The organism is Streptomyces cyanogenus (assembly GCF_017526105.1).
Lineage (GTDB): Bacteria > Actinomycetota > Actinomycetes > Streptomycetales > Streptomycetaceae > Streptomyces > Streptomyces cyanogenus.
The window spans coordinates 2,333,271-2,349,810 of sequence record NZ_CP071839.1 but is presented as its reverse complement, the minus strand read 5'-3'; the positions used below and the strand labels follow the sequence as shown (position 1 = coordinate 2,349,810).

Here is a 16,540-nt window from a genome sequence, read left to right as displayed (position 1 = left end):
GGGGAGCAGGTGCCGTCAGGGCGATGACACTAGCCCCGTACTGCCGAGTAGATGACCGTTCAAGGAAAAAAGAGGGACGGAGAGTGGCTGAGTCGGAACGGTGAGGTACAAGCACTGCTTCAGCCGCTGTTCCGCGACAGCGCGAGACCCTGTCGAGTAGACGCGCAACCAGCACGGGCAGGCCGTCAGTCACGGCCTAGGCTCCTAGAGGCCGCGTAGTGCCTCGTGCAGGTCGCCGTAGGCGGCCCAGCAGTCGATGCTGCCGTCGTCGTACAGGCTGCCCATGTACCAGTCGTCGTCATCGACAGGCTTCACGAGACACAGGCTGTGGAACCCGAGAACGATCTCCGGGCGTGGCATCTCGTGGGCCTCGCCGACGCTGACCCACTTCACTGGCCGATCGGGATCCAGGGCGGCGGCTTCTTGGTCTCCCGAGACATCGCGGATCTGCTGAAGAGTCCAACCGTGGGGGAGCCGTATGTCTGCCATCCATGGATGATCCCATTCGCCAGGTGAGGGTCGTCGCGCGTAAAGGCTTGCCCGCGGGCGGTCACTTCTTCTTGCCCTGGGTCTTGCCGGGGGGGATCTTGGTGAGCTGGGCTTTTGCTGGTCAGGTGCCGTGAGCTCGTGCGCCTGGTGGTCGTCGTTGGTCGCCCTCAGCCGCTGTTGAGCGTCCTCGGACGGCCCAGGGGCGGCCCAGCTTTGCCGTGCCCGGTTAGGCGATCATCAACACCTGATCTCCCGAGCGCCTGCGCACGATGATGCTCGTCCCCCGCTCGTCAGTGATCGCCGGCGACCGCCCGCCTTGATGTCAGACAGAGCTGTCAGAGGGGTCTCACCTACAAACGTTTGTAGGTGAGACCCCTCTGACTGGTGCCCCCGGCAGGATTCGAACCTGCGACACCCGCTTTAGGAGTTCACCCCTGGCTGCATGCGGGCTGCCGCGTCGCTCCAACAAGGGCTCAAGGCCGGCGTACGGCTCTGTTGCCGTTCGTCTTCTGCCGTCAGGATCCGCATAACACCGGCACTGGGTAGCCCCACGACCTCTGTGAACGTCGTCGAGATCGTGTCGGCCTCGGTGTCGGTTGCCATTGCGTGCCCTCGCAGGGCCCAGAGACGGCTCAGCAGGCCCTCGATGACCTGCACCCTCGAAGGCAATGGCCTCCGCCGTTCCGGGCTGAGAGGCTGAGCCAGTGACTGATGACGAGGTCGTGGAGACACTGCGTGCTACAGCCCGGGCACGCACCTTGCCCCCGCCCACGGGGCCGGACGCCATTGCCGAGGCGGAACAGGTCATCGGGTTTCGGATGCCTCAGCTCCTGCGGCGTCTGTACAGCGAAGTGGCCAACGGAGGATTCGGACCTGACGACGGAATCCTGGGCGTGAGCGGGGGCCACGCACAAGGCAACTTCTATGACATCGCCGAGCTGTACCAGGACGGGCCGGACCCGTCTGGCCGCATCCCCGCCGGCTTGGTGCTGATCTACGACTGGGGTTGCACCATCTGGTCTCTGGTCGACTTCCGCGACCCTGCGGGCCGCATGTGGTGCAACCACCAGGGAGAACTCTGGCCCCAAGGGATCACTCTGGGGGAGTGGCTGATCGGCACGTCGACAGGAACCTTGACGGTGGACACGCTGCTGGACAGCCAACCGACCGTCGAGTGCGATCAGTAGCCGAAGAAGTGATTCAAAGGTCTGCTGACCTGGGATCGTCTAGGCGATCAACGCTGTGACCTGCACGGTTGTCAGCATTGCTTGTCGTTGTGCGACCTCGGACGGCCCACGGACGGCGCAGAGTTCTCCCGGGAGGGGCAATCGGGCATTCCGGGACCCGGGTGACAGCGAGGACGGCCCCGGGACGGCCCTGGGGACAACATGACCCCGTGACCTGTACCGACCTCAGAACAGCCACAACTGACGTCTCCCGTACGCCGAAGCGCCCTTCACCCCCCGGGGGAAGGGCGCTTCGTCGTGGGTCGTGTGGTTCGCGTGCCGGAGTTTTTTTTCGGTGGCAGGCATAGTGGCGCTCCGGTGGGCGCGTCAGGAGGGGTGCGGGGGCCGGGCGGTCGGGTGCGGCCCGGGGGAAAGAGAAGGTGACGATGGATGCCGAAGCGCAGGAGAGTTTCCGGGAGTTCGTGGCCGGGAGGTCGACCGCGCTGCTGAGGACTGCCGTGCTGCTGTCCGGCGGCGACCGGCACGCCGCCGAGGACCTGTTGCAGAACGCACTGGTCAAGGCGGCCGGCCGATGGCAGCGGATCGACGAGCCCGAGGCGTACGTCCGGCAGGTCCTGTACCGGCAGCAGATCAGCCGCTGGCGGCTGAAGTGGCGGCGGCGCGAGGTCACCGTGGCCGACCCGCCGGAGGCCGGCCACGTCCCGGACGCCTCGGGCGCCGCCGAGCTGCGGCTGGTGCTGCGCGCGGCCCTGTCCCGGCTCACCGCCCGCCAGCGCACCGTGCTGGTGCTGCGCTACTTCGAGGATCTGCCGGAGGCCGAGGTGGCCCGGATCCTGGGCTGCTCCGTGGGCACCGTACGGTCGACCACCCACCGCTCCCTGGCCAGGCTCCGCGAGCTGGCCCCCGAGCTGGCGGCGGTGGCCCCGCGCCCACAGCAGCCGTCCCGTGACTTCTCGCCGGTGGAGGTGCGTCCGTGAACGTGGAGGAACTCGTGCGCGAGGCGCTGCGGGAGCAGGCCGACCGGGAGCCGCCGGTGCCGGCGGGATTCGCCGACCGGGTGCTCGGGGTGCGCCGGCGCCGCCGTGCCCGCAGGCTGGCCTCGGTCGCCGCGGCCACCGCCGCCGTGGTCGCGATCGCCGTCGCGGTGCCGCTGCTGGACTCCGGCCACAAGGCCGACGTACGGCCGTCCGGGGTGCTGGACTCCGGCGCCATCCGGGCCCACCCGGACCAGTCGCCGCCGCGCGAGCTGATCGGTGCCGGGGACGCCGTGCTGGCCGCCTACTACACAGCGGAGTCGAAGCAGCTCACCAAGGACCGGGGGGTCTCGGCGCGCACCTACTGGCTGCTCGATCCGCGGAGCGGGAAGTACCGGAAGGACCCCCGCTGGTCCTTCGTCGCCGTCGCCCCCGGCCTGAAGACCGCCGCCGTGCTGGAGCGGAACCTGCCCGCCCACCGGATCGGCCTGCTCGACCTCGCGACGGGGGAGGTCGAGCGGTGGATCCCGGTCCAGCACGGCGTCGGCGGGGTCGCGTTCTCGTACGACGGCACGAGGCTCGTCGCGACGACGTACGACGAGGACCCCGATCTGCGGGTCAGGGAAAAGGTGCACACCCTCGACGGCAGGGCCGCGTGGATGTGGGCGGCCCGGTTCGGCCGGTCCAGCCGGTCCGGGTTCTACGACCTCGACGTGTCCTCCGGCACGGGCTCCTTCAGCCGGGTCGCCCCCGACCGCAGCAGCAACTCCCGCGCGGACTTCGCGTTCAGCCGCAGCGGTGGGTCCGTGTACGCGCAGTACGTGGGCGGCCGGGACGGCCTGCAGCAGTTCTACGACCTCAAGGGCAACAAGATCGCCGCGCCCGCGAACGAGAAGCACCTGCGGTCGGACGTCCCGGCGCGGCTGTCCCCGAGCGGCAGGCTCGCCGCTCTCGGCCTGACCAAGGAGGTCGCCGGCTCGCCCGGCAGGTCCTACTCCTCCGTCCGTGATCCCCGTACCGGCAGGGAGATCACCAAGGTCCGCGGAGGTCATCTGCTCGCCTGGGCCGACGACAAGCACCTCATCGCCTGGGAACGGGTGACGAGCCTGGAGGAGGAGTACCGCCCCCGCCTCGTGCTCGTCACGATCGGCAGCGACAAGGTCGTACCGCTCAGCGGCGTCCAGGAGCCGGCCGAGCCCACCGACCCGCGGCAGCCGTGGGAGCCCGTCTTCGCCCGCCGCTGAGGACCGGCCCCGGCTGCCCGCGGATCAGCCCGCGGTGAGCGCCTCGTACACCGCCAGCAGCCCGTCGGCCGTCTCCCGGCCGGCGGGCAGCAGCGGTGCGCGGACCGGTCCGGCGGGCAGGCCGAGCCGGGCCAGCAGGGCCTTCGCGGTGACGGTGCCGGGCAGGCCCGCGTCCATCATCGCCTCGGTCAGCGGCGTGAGGGCCAGCTGGAGTCCGGCCGCCCGGCCGGTGTCGCCGGCGTCGAACGCGGCCAGGATCGAGGCGACCCGGTCCGGTACCGCGTTCGCGACCGTGCTCACGCAGCCCGCCGCGCCGATCGCGTACAGCGCCAGAACATGCTCGTCGCAGCCCGCGTAGTACGCCAACTCGGTCTGGGCGAGCACCTTCTGGGTGCCGAGGAAGTCGTAGGAGCAGTCCTTCACGGCCACGATCCGCGGGTGCCCGGCCAGCCGGATCATCGTCTCCGGTGCGATCCGGGTGCCGGTGCGGCCCGGGATGTCGTAGAGCATCACCGGCAGCTCGCTCGCGTCGGCGACCTCCTGGAAGTGGGCGGCCACGGCCTCCTGCGGGGGCCGGCTGTAGTACGGCGTGACCACCAGGACGCCGTCGGCGCCCGCCTTCCCGGCCGCGAGCGCCAGCTCCACGGTGTGCCGGGTGTCGGACGTGCCCACGCCCGCGACCAGCGCGGCCCGGTCGCCGACGGCCTCCCGTACGGCCGCGACCAGCCGGGCCTTCTCCTCGTCGGTGGTGGTGGGCGACTCGCCCGTGGTGCCGTTGAGGACCAGGCCGTCGCAGCCCTGCGCCACCAGGTGCGCGGCCAGCCGCTGGGCGCCGTCCAGGTCGAGCGCGCCCGCCTCGGTGAACGGCGTGATCATGGCGCAGAGCGTGCGGCCGAAGGGAGCGGCCTTGCGGGTCCTCGTCATGGGAGTAGTCTCGGCACCCCCTCGGTGAAGCTCTACTTAATTCTTCTACGAGGTATTGCCAAGAGTTACTAATCATTCGGGCGGGATGCGGCCGGAGGCCCTGTGTCCAACCCGGACCTGATGGGTCACTATGGCCGGAGGGTCACCGACGTCAGGTCATGGGAGGCACCATGAAGCTGGGCAAGGCACTGGCCACCGGGGTCGCCGAGGAGCGACCGCTCCCCCGCCTCGTCCCCGAGGAGGAGCCGCGCCGCCCCGAGGAGACCGTCCGCTCGCAGGCGGCCGCACCGGCCGAGCCGGCCCGTGAAGAGGTCCCGGCCGCCCGATGAGGCTGCGGCTCCCGGCGGAACGCCCGACGGAGCCGCCGACCGGCTACAAGATCGCCCACCCGGTGCTGTCCCAGGACGGCACCCGGGCCGGGTTCACCGGTGTGTCGCTCGGCGGCCCGCTGCCGTACGCCGTCCTCGACGACGCCTCCTGCGTCTACGGCCTGCGGCACCGCCCGCCCGCGCGCCGGTGCGACTGCGGCTTCCACTGCGTGCACGACCGGGCCGCCGCCGAGGCGCTGCTGTGCACCGCCGAACACCGCGCGGCCGTGCTGCTGGAGGTCTCCGTCCTCGGCGCCTACATCCGCTTCGAGCGCGGCTTCCGCTACGCCCGGCAGCGGGTGCGCACGGTCACGGCCGGCCCCTGCGGCTGCGGCGCCGGCGCGGTCGCGCTGGCCGACGCCGGCTGGGGCCGGCCCGGCTGGCGGGTGCTGGCCCCCGCCTGCGCGGGCTGCCTGCGCGGGCGTCCGTCCGTCTCGCTCGCCGGTTTCGCCCGGCTGGCCGGGCAGGGCCTCCGGGTGGTCGCGGGCGCCGGCGCTCCGGGCGCCCCACCGGGCCCGTCCGCCGGGTTGACGTCCGCCACCGAGCCGGGCGTACCCGAACTCGCCGCCGAGGCAGCCCTGTTGCAGGCGCGCCTCGACTGGTTCCAGTCCCAACTCGCGCGTCTCGGCGACCGCGGGGCCGGAGGCGCCGGGCAGGGGTGAGGACCCCCGGTCCGGGTACCCGGACGTTCCGCACAGAGAGGAGGCGGAACACCGTGACCGTGACCTCGCAGACCCGGCCCGCGGCCGACGGGCACCCCGCCACGGGCGAACTCGTCGGCCGGGCCACCGAGCAGCTCTCCCGGCTGCTGCGGCAGGAGGTCGCCCTCGCCAAGGAGGAGCTGACCGAGAAGGGACGCCGGGCCGGACGCGGCGGCGGACTGCTGGGCGCCGCCGGCGCCGTCGGCTACGTCGGGTTGATCGCCCTGGCCGGAGCGGCCACCGCCGCCCTCTCCCTGGCGCTGCCCGTGTGGGCGGCGGCGCTGATCGTGGCCGCGGTGTTCTTCGCCGCGGCCGGCCTGCTGGCCGCGACCGGACGCGCCCAGCTGCGCCGCGCCGCCCCGCCCACACCCGAGCAGACGCTCGGCAGCGTCAGGGCTGACGTCGACGCGATCAGGGAAAGGGCACACCGATGACGCACAGGAAGCCGCACGGCACGGGCGCCAAGGGCCCCGACGAACTGCGGCAGCAGATCGAACACACCCGGAGCCAGCTCGGCGAGACCGTCGCCCAGCTGGTCGGCCGGGCCGATGTGAAGGGCCGGGCCCGCGCCCGGGCCGCCGACCTGAAGGACAAGGCCGGCGCCATGACCGTCCAGCTGCGCGCCGGCGCCGCCCAGGCGGGGCACGGCGTGCAGGACCGGGCGGCCAAGGCGGGGCACCTGGTGCAGGAGCGCGCCACGCGGGCCGGCCACACCGCGCAGGAACGGATGGCGAAGGCCGGCCACCTGGTGCAGGAGCGGACCGGTCACGCCGGGCACACCCTGCAGGACCGGGCCGCGCATGCCGGGCACGCCCTGCAGGGCCGGGCCGCGCATGCCGGGCACACCCTGCAGGACCGGGCCACGCACGCCGGGCACACCATGGAGCACGACGCGCGCGTGCCGCGACCGGTGCGGTACGTCGTGGGCGCCGCGATGCGGCATCCCCGGCCGGCGCTCCTCCTGACCGCGGGGGGCGCCGCCCTCGTGGGCGCCGCCGTGGTCTGGCGCCGGATCGACCGCGTGCAGTGACACCGCAACGGCGGGACCGGCCGGACGGCGCGTCCGGCCGGTCCCGCCGCCGGGTCACGGACGGAACCGCAGCACCTGCGGGTCGTGGTCGCTGATCTGGTCGTGGAACTCCGCGTTGACGTGCACGCTGTCGTAGTCGAAGTCGCAGCCGCGGCGGATCGCCGGGCTGATCAGGATCTGGTCCAGGACCTGCTGGTTGCCCTGGTAGTCGTAGCTGTAACGCTCGCTCTTCGGCAGCGACTTGATCGCCGACCACAGCTCGCCGTCACCTTCGAGGATCTTCGCGGTCCCGGAGAACTCGAAGTCGTTCATGTCGCCGAGCGCGATGACGTTCGCGTTCTTCTGCACGGACAGGATGTCCTTGATGAACGCGTTCACCTCGGTCGCCTGGGCGTGCCGCTGGATCTCCGAGCTGCGCACCGGCGGCTGGTACTGCGCGGTCAGCCCCTGGTCGCCGCCCTTGGAGTTGAGGTGGTTGGCGATCACGAACACGGTCTTGCCGCGGAAGACGAACTCGCCCGCGAGCGGCTTGCGGCTCTTGTTCCAGGCCGCGTTCCCCGGGTCGATCCGGCCCGGGGAGACCGTCAGCTGCGCCTTGCCGTGCACCTTGGTGACGCCGACCGCGGTGGTCGAGTCGCCGCCCGCCCGGTCCACGAAGGAGACCCGCTCCGGGTTGAACAGGAACACCTGGCGGATGTTGCCGCCGGGCTCGCCGCCGTCCTGGTCGTTGACCGGGTTGACCGAGCGCCAGTCGTACGTCGGCCCGCCCGCCGCGGCGATCGCGTCGATCAGCTTGGTCACGGTCCGGTCCGCGTCGACCGTGCCGTCGTCCGTGGCGCCGTTGTTGTCCTGGATCTCCTCCAGGGACACGATGTCCGGCGACTGGAGGTTGTGCACGATCGCGGAGGCGTGCTGGTCGAAGGTGGCGTCCGACGGGTCGAGGTTCTCGACGTTGTACGTCGCCACCGCCAGCTCACGGCCGGACTGCTTCCGCGTCGTCTCGCGCTCCAGACCGCCGCTGCGCAGCGTGCCGAGCCTGCTCGCGACGAGGGTGTAGCCGCCGAACTGGTTGAAGTCCAGCGGGCCCGTGGTGGTGCCCTCCAGAGTGTCGCCGACGTCAGCCTTCGGGAAGTCGGCGGTCGCCCCGAGCGACTGGATCTGGAGCCGGCCGGTGTTCTGGGAGTCGTAGGAGCCGTAGACCGTGCCGCCGCGGCGGCTGCGGTGCTCCCACGGCTTCACGGTGACCCACAGCTCGCTGTACGGGTCGGTCGCGGTGACCACGCGCGCGTCGCCGACCTGGACGTTCATGCCCTCCAGGGACTCGTAGTAGTCCAGGGCGTACGCCGACGGGTCCAGGGTGAGGCCGTTGATCGAGTTGGCCGCGGCGGAGTCGCCCTGCGGGGCGTAGGCGTCCGGTACCGCGTCCTCGTCGACGACGACGGGCGCCGGGACCGGGTTGCCGGCGGAGACGGTGGTGACGGCCGGCTTGGTGATCTCGGTGACCGACTGGTTGCCGGAGGAGGTGCCGCCCGGGACGTACTCCGAGACCGTTCCGGTGACCGTCACCGCGTCGCCGACCGCGACCTTGGGCGCGGAGCCGGTGAAGACGAACACGCCCTCGCTGGTGGCCGGGTTGTCGTCCGGGGACGGGTCCTGGAGCCAGAAGCCCCGGGACGAACCGTACGTGCGCGTGGCCGTGACGATGCCGGGTACGTCCGCCACCTTCTGCCCGGCGAACGGGGAGATCCGGGTCGTGCCCTGGATGTCGTGGACGCGTACCGAGTCGGCGTGCGCGGGCGTGGGGAGGACGACTATCTGGCTGACCGCCGCCGCGCTGCAGACGGCGGCGACGGTGAGCGCGGCGAGGCGCGCGGAAGACCTGCTCGGCAAGGGATCCCTCCGGGGACGTGACGGTGCGCCGGGACGAGGGTGGAACGGGAGCGTGCGGGACTCGTAGCCCTCTGTGACACGCGTAGAGCCGAGTGAACAGTTGTCCCCCGAACTTCTACGCGCGTCAATCTCCTGCCTGGGCCGGGGAGTTGTCAAGGTTTCGGCCACGTACGGCTGCTTACGGGGAGATGAACCGGGCGGCATGGGTGGAAATCCGTCTAGGCTGAGCGGCTGAGTCCGTTCACGGTCCGAGGAGAACCAGCCGATGTCAGACAGCTCCCCCCTGCCGCCCGTACGGCTGCACCCCGAAGCGGAGCTGGCCCGCGCCGCGCTGTCCACGCCGTTGCTGTCCCGGGCCGCCCGCCTCGCCCGCTGGGCCGGGCCCGGCACCCGCGTGGACGCCGGCGGCGGGCTGACCGAGGAGCAGCTCCCGGCCGCCGCCGAACAGCTCGGACTGACCGGCGACGACGCCGCCGCGTACGCCGCCGAGGCCTGGCGGGTCGCGGTGGACACCGGCCTGGTGGAGATCGTGGACGAGGAGGCCGGCACGGTCCGGCCGGGGGAGGAGCTGCAGCTGCTCACCGGCGGCTCCCCGCAGGACGTGCTCACCGTGTGGCTCGCCGCCCTGGAGACCGTCCTCGCCGACGCGGCCGTGCCCGATCTGGACGACCTCGTCGACGCGCTGCACGAGGGCGGAGAGGTCGATTTCTCGTCACTCGACTGGGACCCGGAGGCCGAGGCGGAGTTCCTCGACGGCGTCCTCGGCAACCTCTACCTGCTGACCGTCAGTGAGGACGGCGCCGGCGACGGGCCCGTCCCGCTGCCCGCCCTCGCCGCCTCCATGCTGGTGCCCGACGACATGGGCGAGCCCACCAACGACGTCCTGGAGCAGGTCTCCGACGCCATGATGCGGCTGGACGACCAGTTCCGGGTGCTGGAGCCGGTCGGGCTCGTGGCCTACCAGCCGGTGGACGAGACGCTGATGGCCGACGCCGACGAGGAGCCCGCGGCGCCGGTGGACGACACCGACGTCTCCCGCTACGGCATGGTCCGGCTCACCCCGCTCGGCGTGTACGGGATCCGGGCGCGGTTGCTGGAGGCCGGGTTCGACGCGCCGGTCGTCGGGGAGCTCGCCGACAAGGGTGCGGACGTGCTGCTCGACGGCACCGCCCGGTTCGGCCGGTCCGCCGCCCGGGCCGAGACCGAGCAGTGGCTCGGCCGCCGCGAACCCCTCGCCGCGGCACGCGAGTTGCTGGCGGCGGCCCGTGGCGCGGACGCCGGAGCCCCGCTGCGCCGGCTGCGCTGCCAGCAGGCCCTGTCGCTGGTGGGCGCCGAGGCCGAACCCGCGCTGCGCGAGGTCCTGGACGACCCCGAACTCGGCGGGCTCGTCCGGGTGTGGCTGAGCGAGCGGGGCGCCGCCGCGGTGCCGGCGCCGTCCCAGGAGATGGTGTTCTGGCTGACCGTCGACACGCTGGCCGCGCAGCTGGCCGCCGAGGGCAACTCCGAGGAACTGCGGGCCCTGGTGGAGGGGCTGGCCGCCCAGCACAGCGGGTTCTTCGCGGCGGCCTGGCGGGTGGAACACCCCGCAACCGCCGAGGTACTGGACGCGATGGGCCGGCTGCACCCCGACAAGAAGGTGGCCAAGGAGGCCCGCAAGGCCGCGTTCAAGGCGAGGTCCCAGCAGGGCGGGTGAGCGCTCGACCGGCGTGGGGCCCGCGGGTGGGCGGTGCCGGGGGAGCGGGTGGCCGAGCCGGGTGGACCGGCGTAGGGCCTCACCGGTGTGGCGGGTGACCGGTTCGGCGGGTGAGCCGTGCGGCGGGTGACCGGTGTGGCAGGTGACCGCGGCTTGGGACGGCCGTGGGGTGGTGCATGCGGGTTCATGGAACTGGCGTCCTGGTAGTGGTCCGGCGTTCAACTCCCGTTCACGGGTGAGCGGGAGCGTGTGCGCCGAACGGAGGCCCCCCACCCTCCACGGCACTGCCACCGTCGTCACAGGAGACACCATGTCGCTCACCCGCAGGGACTTCGCCAGGAAATCCGCGATCACCGGTGCCGGGGTCGCCCTGGCGGGCAGCGTCGGCGCGCTCGCCACCGCGCCGAACGCCCTTGCCGCAACGGACACCGAGAGCGCCGGGGCCGAGTCCGCGCACGGGGGCCACCGAGGCGTCGGCTACGGCCCGCTGCTCCCCGACCCGGCCGGCATCCTCGCCCTGCCCGCCGGCTTCGAGTACCGCGTCATCACCTACAGCGGCCGGACCAGGCTGGAGTCCGGCGAGTTCACCCCGTCCAACCACGACGGCACCGCCACCTTCGCCGGCCCGCGCGGCACCACCCTGCTCGTCAACAACCACGAGCTGGCCGGCCCCCGCGCCCAGTGGCCGCACCCGGTCCCGCTCACCGAGGGCCTCGTCTACGACCCGGCGGCGGCCGGCGGTTGCACGGTGGTCGAGGTCCGCCGTGGCGGCGAGGTCGCCGAGTGGGTGGGCATCGCCGGCACCGCCACCAACTGCGCGGGCGGCAGTACCCCGTGGGGCACCTGGCTGACCTGCGAGGAGACCGAGGACAAGGCCGGCAAGAACGGCTTCACCAAGGACCACGGCTACGTCTTCGAGGTCGACCCCGAGGACCGCCGCGCCAACCGCGACCCGAAGCCGATCAAGGCCCTGGGCCGCTACGCCCACGAGGCCGTCGTCGTCGACCCCAAGCGCGGCCACCTCTACCTCACCGAGGACGCCTCCGGCCCCAACGGCCTGTTCTACCGCTGGACCCCGCCGGAGGGCTTCCGCCACGGCCGCGGCAGGCTGCGCACCCTCGCCGACGACGCCGGCGTGCTCCAGGCGTTCAAGTGCTTCGACTCCGGCGGCACGTTCGTGGACGACCTCTCCCGCGCGACCCGGATCGGCACCGTGTTCGGCGTCGACTGGGTGGACGTCCCCGACCGCGACGCCAGGACCGTCTCGGTGCGCAAGCAGTTCACCGACGGCCAGGTCACCCGCGCCCGCAAGCTGGAGGGCATGTGGTGGGGCGACGGCGGCGTCTACGTCGTCTCCTCCTTCGCCCGCCAGGAGAGCCCGGTCCAGCACGACGGCCAGGTGTGGTTCTACGACCCCAAGCGCCGCACGCTGACCCTGAAGGTGCTGCTCGGCGTCAACCCGGACCCGGCCCGGGACGGCAACTTCGACGGTCCGGACAACATCACCGTCTCCCCGTACGGCGGCCTGGTCATCGCCGAGGACGGCGAGGGCGTCCAGCACCTGTTCGGCGCCACCGAGAGCGGCCGGACGTATCCCATCGCCCGCAACGAACTGAACATCGGCACCGCGGAGGAGCCCGAGTACAGCGAGTTCACCGGCGTCACCTTCTCGCCCGACGGCAGGACCCTGTTCGCCAACATCCAGACGCCCGGCATCATGCTCGCCATCACCGGCCCCTGGAAGCGCCAGAAGTGCGACTGAATTCCGCGCGGTGATTAATTCGCTCGCCAGTCCCGCGGCCCCCTCCTAGAGTGATCCTCGTCCAGGTGCGACAGGCAGGACCTACTTCCGCTCATAACGGGGAGGCCGCGGGTTCGAGTCCCGCCACCGGCTTCTGCACGCCGGTGTAGCTCAGAGGCAGAGCACCATACGTCGGTTCCGCCGACCTCGATCTCTGGACACCGAAAACTTCATGCACCTCCCGGTGCGCAGGCTGCGGTTACTTCTCTTCCAAAGAATCCACAACCGCCGCCGACCTGATCTCGGGAGGCGTGGCACATGGTGGGTGTCCGGTGCGCAGGCAGCGGTTACTTCATTGGATCGGGCGGTTGCGGGTTCGAGTCCCGTCATCGACTTCGGGTCGGTGTAGCTCAAGCGGCAGAGCACCTGGGTAAAGTCCGCCGCCGACTCCTGACCTCGGACACCCTCCATTTGCCGCGCCTCCCTCCGAAACCCAAGCGAATTCGGGGGAATTCACCATGGCGCGGTTCAACACGCGTACCGCCAAGGCGCGGCCGACATCGGCCGTGACCTCCACGGGCCGCACCCTGCGGACCCACGAGGGCGGCCGGGGCCACGAGCGCGACCCGCGCTCGGAGCTGTTCCTGCTGGCCGTCTCCCACTTCCTCGCGGACACCTTCTACGAGAGCGCCGGGGACCGCGACGACCGGTTCACCCGCCTCGTCCGCCAGCTCGCCGTCAGCGACCCGGAGTGGACGGCCGGCCTGCTCGGCTGGCTGCGCGGCGAGGGCAACATGCGGACGGCCTCCCTCGTCGGCGCCGCCGAGTACGTGCACGCGCGGCTGGCCGCCGGCGCGACCGGCGGCCCGTCCAACCGGCAGGTCGTGGCCTCCGTGCTGCAGCGCCCGGACGAGCCCGGCGAACTGCTCGCCTACTGGACGTCGACGCACGGCCGCGCCGTCCCCAAGCCCGTCAAGCGCGGCATCGCCGACGCCGTACGACGGCTCTACCACGTCCGGTCGCTGCTCAAGTACGACACCGCGTCCAAGGGCTACCGCTTCGGCGACGTGCTCAACCTGGTGCACGCCTCGCCGGACCCGGACAAGCCGTGGCAGGGCGACCTGTTCGGTTACGCGCTCGACCGGCGGCACCACCCGGACACCGCGGCACCGCCCGCGTCGCTCCCCGCGCTCGCCCTGCACCGCGAGCTGATGGCGCTGCCCGTCGAGCAGCGGCGGGCGGTCGTCACCTCGCCCGACGGCGCCGAGCGGCTGGCCGCGGCCGGCATCACCTGGGAGGCGCTGGCCGGCTGGCTCCAGGGGCCGATGGACAAGGCGGCCTGGGAGGCCGTGATCCCGTCCATGGGCGCGATGGCGCTGGTCCGCAACCTGCGCAACTTCGACGAGGCCGGGGTGTCGGACGAGGTCGCCGCCCGGGTCGCGGCGCGGATCAGCGATCCGCACGAGGTGCGCCGCTCGCGGCAGTTCCCCTTCCGCTACCTGGCCGCCTACCAGCACGCGCCCTCGCTGCGCTGGTCCTACCCGCTGGAGCAGGCGCTCGGCCACTCGCTGGCCAACGTGCCCGCGCTGCCCGGCCGCACCCTCGTGCTGGTCGACCGTTCCGGTTCCATGTTCTGGTCGCGGGTGTCCGAGCGGTCCCTGCTCAGCCGGGCCGACGCGGCGGCGGTCTTCGGCACCGCCCTCGCGCTGCGGGCGGCGGACGCCGATCTCGTGCAGTTCGGCTCGACCAGCGAGAAGGTCACGTTCCGCAAGGGCGAGTCGGTGCTGAAGGTCCTGGAGCGCTTCGGCGACCTGGGCGGCACCGACACCACCGAGGCGGTGCGCCGGCACTACGAGCGGCACGACCGGGTGCTGATCGTCACCGACGAGCAGTACGCCCCGAACCGGCACGGCGACCCGACGTCCCTCGTCCCGGCCGACACCCCGGTCTACACCTGGAACCTGGAGGGCTACCGGGCGGGCCACGGTCCGTCGGGCACCGGGAACCGGCACACCTTCGGCGGGCTGTCCGACAGCGCGTTCCGCATGGTCACGCTGCTGGAGAGCGGCCGGGACGGGAACTGGCCCTGGCTCGCCTGAGGAGCCCGCCGTGCCCGCGGCCTAGGATACGGAGAGGGTCCCCGGTCGGCGAGGAGTGGGTGGATGACGCAGGGCAGGCCCATGCGCGCGGACGCTCGGCGCAACTACGAGCGGTTGCTGAAGGTGGCGGCGGAGGCCTTCGCCGAGCATGGGGAGAACGCGTCACTCGACGACATCGCCAAGCGGGCGGGCGTCGGCTCCGGCACGCTCTACCGGCACTTCCCGACCCGGCGGGCGCTGCTGGAGGCGGCGTACGTGGACCGCGTCGAGGCGCTCGGCGCGCGTGCCGACGAGCTGGCCGCTCGGCTGCCGCCGGGCGAGGCGCTCATGGAGTGGCTGTACGAACTGGCGGTCCGCACACTTCAGGTGCGGGGGATGAAGGCACTGCTCAGTTCGGCGGTGACGGACGACGGCGGGGCGGCGGCGCTGACCGTGTGCGGGACCGTGGTGCAGGGGGCGGTGCACCGGCTGGTCGTGGCGGCGCAGGCGGAGGGGACGCTGCGCCGGGATCTGGAGCCGGTCGAGGTGCTGCGGCTGGCGCACGGGGTGGCGATGGCGGCGGAGTTGGCGGGCGCGGGGGAGCGGGAGACCCGGCGCTACCTGGGTCTGCTGGCGGACGGTCTGCGCTCCGGCTGAGGCGCGGCCCGGCCGGGACCGGGCGGGGGCCGGGCGGCGGTCGCTCCGCCGCCCCGTACCGACGGGCCACCGCCGCGCCCACCCGTGCCGCCCCGCGGACCCCCCAGCCCTCAAGGCACTGGGGGAGGCACGACTGTCCACGGCGACGGCGCGTCGGCCGGCAGCCCCGCGAACGACTGCCCGCAGCGACGGCGCGTTGCCCGGCGGCCCCGCACGACTGCCTGCGGCGGCGCGCCGGCCGGGAGGCCCATGGACGATTGCGCCGGCGGTGCGTCGTTCGGGAAGCCCGCGCACGATGTGCCCGCAGCGGCGGTGCGTTGGCCGCCGCCCCCGCAGTTCTTCCCACTCCTGCTCGCCGCCGCTACAGCGCCCGGGCGCCCGGGTCCGTCATGTTGCGGACGGTGCGGGCCTTGACGAAGCTGCCCAGGGCCGTCATGTCCCACTCGCCGGAGAACTGGCGGACGAGCTTGGCCATCAGGACGCCGGTCTGGGGCTCGGCGCCGGTGAGGTCGAAGCGGACCAGTTCCTCGTCGGTGGCCGCGTCGACCAGGCGGCAGTAGGCCTTGGCGACCTCCGTGAACTTCTGGCCCGAGAAGGAGTTGACCGTGAAGACCAGGCCGGTGACCTCCTGCGGGAGCCGGCCGAGGTCGACCACGATCACCTCGTCGTCGCCGCCGCCCTCACCGGTGAGGTTGTCGCCGGAGTGCTTGACCGCGCCGTTCAGGATCGTCAGCTTGCCGAAGTAGCAGCTGTCGATGTGGTTGCGCTGCGGGCCGTAGGCGATGACGGACGCGTCCAGGTCGATGTCCTTGCCCCGGAACGCCGGCTCCCAGCCGAGCCCCATCCGCACCTGGGAGAGCAGCGGCCGGCCGCCCTTGACGAGGGACACGGTCTGGTTCTTCTGCAGGCTGACCCGGCCCTTGTCCAGGTTGATCTTCCCGGCGCCCGGCGCGGGAGCGGGCGGCGGAGCCACCGGCCGCGGCGGAACGGAGGGCGCGGCGGCCGGCTGCGGCGGGGCCGCGGGGGCCACCGGTGCGGCCGGGGCCGCGGCCGGCTCCTCCACCGTCACGCCGAAGTCGGTCGCGATACCCGCCAGTCCGTTGGCGTACCCCTGCCCGACGGCCCGGGCCTTCCACTGGCCGGCCCGGCGGTAGATCTCCACGACCACCAGCGCGGTCTCGGTGCCGAGCTGCGGCGGGGTGAACGTCGCCAGCACGGCCCCGCCGTCCGCGTCCCGGATCGTGGCCGTCGGCTCGATGCCCTGGAAGGTCTGGCCGGCCGCGTCCGGGCTGGCCGTGACGACGATCTTCTCGATCTCCGGCGGCACGGCGGCGGTGTCCACCGTGACCGCGTCCGGAGCCGTACCGCCACCCGAGCGGTAGGTCACGCCGGGGCCGCTCGGCTGGTTGTAGAAGATGAAATCGTCGTCGGAGCGCACCTTGCCGTCGGCGGTGAGCAGCAGGCCCGACACGTCGAGCCGCACCGGGGCGGAGACGTCCACGGTCACGCGCGCGGCCGGGAGAGGGATGTTCGAGCCAGGGGTCATAGCTGTCATGCCGGGTGA

General features: G+C 72.5%; 14 protein-coding genes and 1 tRNA gene. 11 read left to right on the top strand and 4 right to left on the bottom strand.

The genetic code is table 11. The annotated features are described in order from the left end of the window. Window positions 1-871: 871 nt before the first annotated feature. Window positions 872-962, bottom strand: a tRNA-OTHER gene (locus tag S1361_RS10475). 231 nt (window positions 963-1,193) lie between these two features. On the opposite strand from S1361_RS10475, the gene S1361_RS10470 reads away from it, so the two are divergent. The 3 genes from S1361_RS10470 (at window position 1,194) to S1361_RS10460 (ending at window position 3,894) form a co-directional block, all read left to right on the top strand. Then, on the top strand, window positions 1,194-1,676 hold the full coding sequence (locus S1361_RS10470) for an SMI1/KNR4 family protein (protein ID WP_208031575.1): 483 nt from the start codon (window positions 1,194-1,196) through the stop codon (window positions 1,674-1,676). 425 nt (window positions 1,677-2,101) lie between these two features. Beyond that, window positions 2,102-2,653, top strand: coding sequence for a SigE family RNA polymerase sigma factor (locus tag S1361_RS10465; protein ID WP_208031574.1), 552 nt, complete (start codon window positions 2,102-2,104; stop codon window positions 2,651-2,653). Then, the gene (locus S1361_RS10460; RefSeq protein WP_208031573.1) at window positions 2,650-3,894 is read left to right on the top strand and encodes a WD40 repeat domain-containing protein; all 1,245 of its coding nucleotides are present in this window, start codon (window positions 2,650-2,652) and stop codon (window positions 3,892-3,894) included. Before S1361_RS10465 ends, S1361_RS10460 begins: the two co-directional genes overlap by 4 nt. Window positions 3,895-3,918: 24 nt before the next feature. On the opposite strand, the gene dapA is transcribed toward S1361_RS10460, so the two are convergent. Continuing rightward, window positions 3,919-4,818 carry a 4-hydroxy-tetrahydrodipicolinate synthase gene (gene dapA / locus S1361_RS10455; RefSeq protein ID WP_208031572.1) on the bottom strand — a complete coding sequence of 300 codons (900 nt, stop codon included), beginning with the start codon at window positions 4,816-4,818 and terminating at the stop codon, window positions 3,919-3,921. 170 nt (window positions 4,819-4,988) lie between these two features. Between dapA and S1361_RS10450 the strand changes: the two genes are divergently transcribed. The 4 genes from S1361_RS10450 to S1361_RS10435 are packed head-to-tail and all read left to right on the top strand — an operon-like array spanning window position 4,989 to window position 6,917. Beyond that, window positions 4,989-5,147 (top strand): hypothetical protein, encoded by a 159-nt coding sequence (locus tag S1361_RS10450; RefSeq protein WP_208031571.1) that lies wholly within the window; start codon window positions 4,989-4,991, stop codon window positions 5,145-5,147. Beyond that, window positions 5,144-5,848, top strand: a complete 705-nt coding sequence (locus tag S1361_RS10445) for a hypothetical protein (protein WP_208031570.1) — start codon at window positions 5,144-5,146, stop codon at window positions 5,846-5,848. Before S1361_RS10450 ends, S1361_RS10445 begins: the two co-directional genes overlap by 4 nt. Before the next feature lie 53 nt (window positions 5,849-5,901). Next, window positions 5,902-6,321 (top strand): phage holin family protein, encoded by a 420-nt coding sequence (locus S1361_RS10440; RefSeq protein WP_208031569.1) that lies wholly within the window; start codon window positions 5,902-5,904, stop codon window positions 6,319-6,321. Then, the gene (locus tag S1361_RS10435; RefSeq protein ID WP_208031568.1) at window positions 6,318-6,917 is read left to right on the top strand and encodes a DUF3618 domain-containing protein; all 600 of its coding nucleotides are present in this window, start codon (window positions 6,318-6,320) and stop codon (window positions 6,915-6,917) included. Before S1361_RS10440 ends, S1361_RS10435 begins: the two co-directional genes overlap by 4 nt. A gap of 54 nt (window positions 6,918-6,971) precedes the next feature. Here the strand turns inward: S1361_RS10435 and S1361_RS10430 are convergent, their stop codons facing one another. Continuing rightward, window positions 6,972-8,807 (bottom strand): endonuclease/exonuclease/phosphatase family protein, encoded by a 1,836-nt coding sequence (locus tag S1361_RS10430; RefSeq protein WP_208031567.1) that lies wholly within the window; start codon window positions 8,805-8,807, stop codon window positions 6,972-6,974. A 265-nt stretch (window positions 8,808-9,072) separates the two neighbouring features. On the opposite strand from S1361_RS10430, the gene S1361_RS10425 reads away from it, so the two are divergent. From S1361_RS10425 to S1361_RS10410, 4 genes are all read left to right on the top strand, one after another. Further along, window positions 9,073-10,500 (top strand): hypothetical protein, encoded by a 1,428-nt coding sequence (locus S1361_RS10425; RefSeq protein WP_208031566.1) that lies wholly within the window; start codon window positions 9,073-9,075, stop codon window positions 10,498-10,500. A gap of 310 nt (window positions 10,501-10,810) precedes the next feature. Continuing rightward, complete coding sequence (locus S1361_RS10420; RefSeq protein WP_208031565.1) at window positions 10,811-12,262, top strand: alkaline phosphatase PhoX; 1,452 nt, start codon at window positions 10,811-10,813, stop codon at window positions 12,260-12,262. Window positions 12,263-12,759: 497 nt separating this feature from the next. Then, window positions 12,760-14,340: a TROVE domain-containing protein gene (locus S1361_RS10415; RefSeq protein WP_208031564.1), complete on the top strand. Its 1,581-nt coding sequence runs from the start codon at window positions 12,760-12,762 to the stop codon at window positions 14,338-14,340. A gap of 63 nt (window positions 14,341-14,403) precedes the next feature. Next, window positions 14,404-14,976 carry a TetR/AcrR family transcriptional regulator gene (locus S1361_RS10410; RefSeq protein ID WP_208031563.1) on the top strand — a complete coding sequence of 191 codons (573 nt, stop codon included), beginning with the start codon at window positions 14,404-14,406 and terminating at the stop codon, window positions 14,974-14,976. 361 nt (window positions 14,977-15,337) lie between these two features. Here the strand turns inward: S1361_RS10410 and S1361_RS10405 are convergent, their stop codons facing one another. Continuing rightward, window positions 15,338-16,522 carry a TerD family protein gene (locus tag S1361_RS10405; protein WP_208031562.1) on the bottom strand — a complete coding sequence of 395 codons (1,185 nt, stop codon included), beginning with the start codon at window positions 16,520-16,522 and terminating at the stop codon, window positions 15,338-15,340. Window positions 16,523-16,540: the final 18 nt, after the last annotated feature.

Excerpts from the sequence above, each read along its gene's own strand:
- S1361_RS10435 (WP_208031568.1), top strand. The coding sequence starts at position 6,318 with ATGACGCACAGGAAGCCGCACGGCACGGGCGCCAAGGGCCCCGACGAA.
- S1361_RS10405 (WP_208031562.1), bottom strand. The coding sequence starts at position 16,522 with ATGACCCCTGGCTCGAACATCCCTCTCCCGGCCGCGCGCGTGACCGTG.
- S1361_RS10425 (WP_208031566.1), top strand. The coding sequence starts at position 9,073 with ATGTCAGACAGCTCCCCCCTGCCGCCCGTACGGCTGCACCCCGAAGCG.
- S1361_RS10445 (WP_208031570.1), top strand. The coding sequence starts at position 5,144 with ATGAGGCTGCGGCTCCCGGCGGAACGCCCGACGGAGCCGCCGACCGGC.
- S1361_RS10465 (WP_208031574.1), top strand. The coding sequence starts at position 2,102 with ATGGATGCCGAAGCGCAGGAGAGTTTCCGGGAGTTCGTGGCCGGGAGG.
- S1361_RS10410 (WP_208031563.1), top strand. The coding sequence starts at position 14,404 with ATGACGCAGGGCAGGCCCATGCGCGCGGACGCTCGGCGCAACTACGAG.
- S1361_RS10450 (WP_208031571.1), top strand. The coding sequence starts at position 4,989 with ATGAAGCTGGGCAAGGCACTGGCCACCGGGGTCGCCGAGGAGCGACCG.
- S1361_RS10415 (WP_208031564.1), top strand. The coding sequence starts at position 12,760 with ATGGCGCGGTTCAACACGCGTACCGCCAAGGCGCGGCCGACATCGGCC.
- S1361_RS10420 (WP_208031565.1), top strand. The coding sequence starts at position 10,811 with ATGTCGCTCACCCGCAGGGACTTCGCCAGGAAATCCGCGATCACCGGT.
- dapA (WP_208031572.1), bottom strand. The coding sequence starts at position 4,818 with ATGACGAGGACCCGCAAGGCCGCTCCCTTCGGCCGCACGCTCTGCGCC.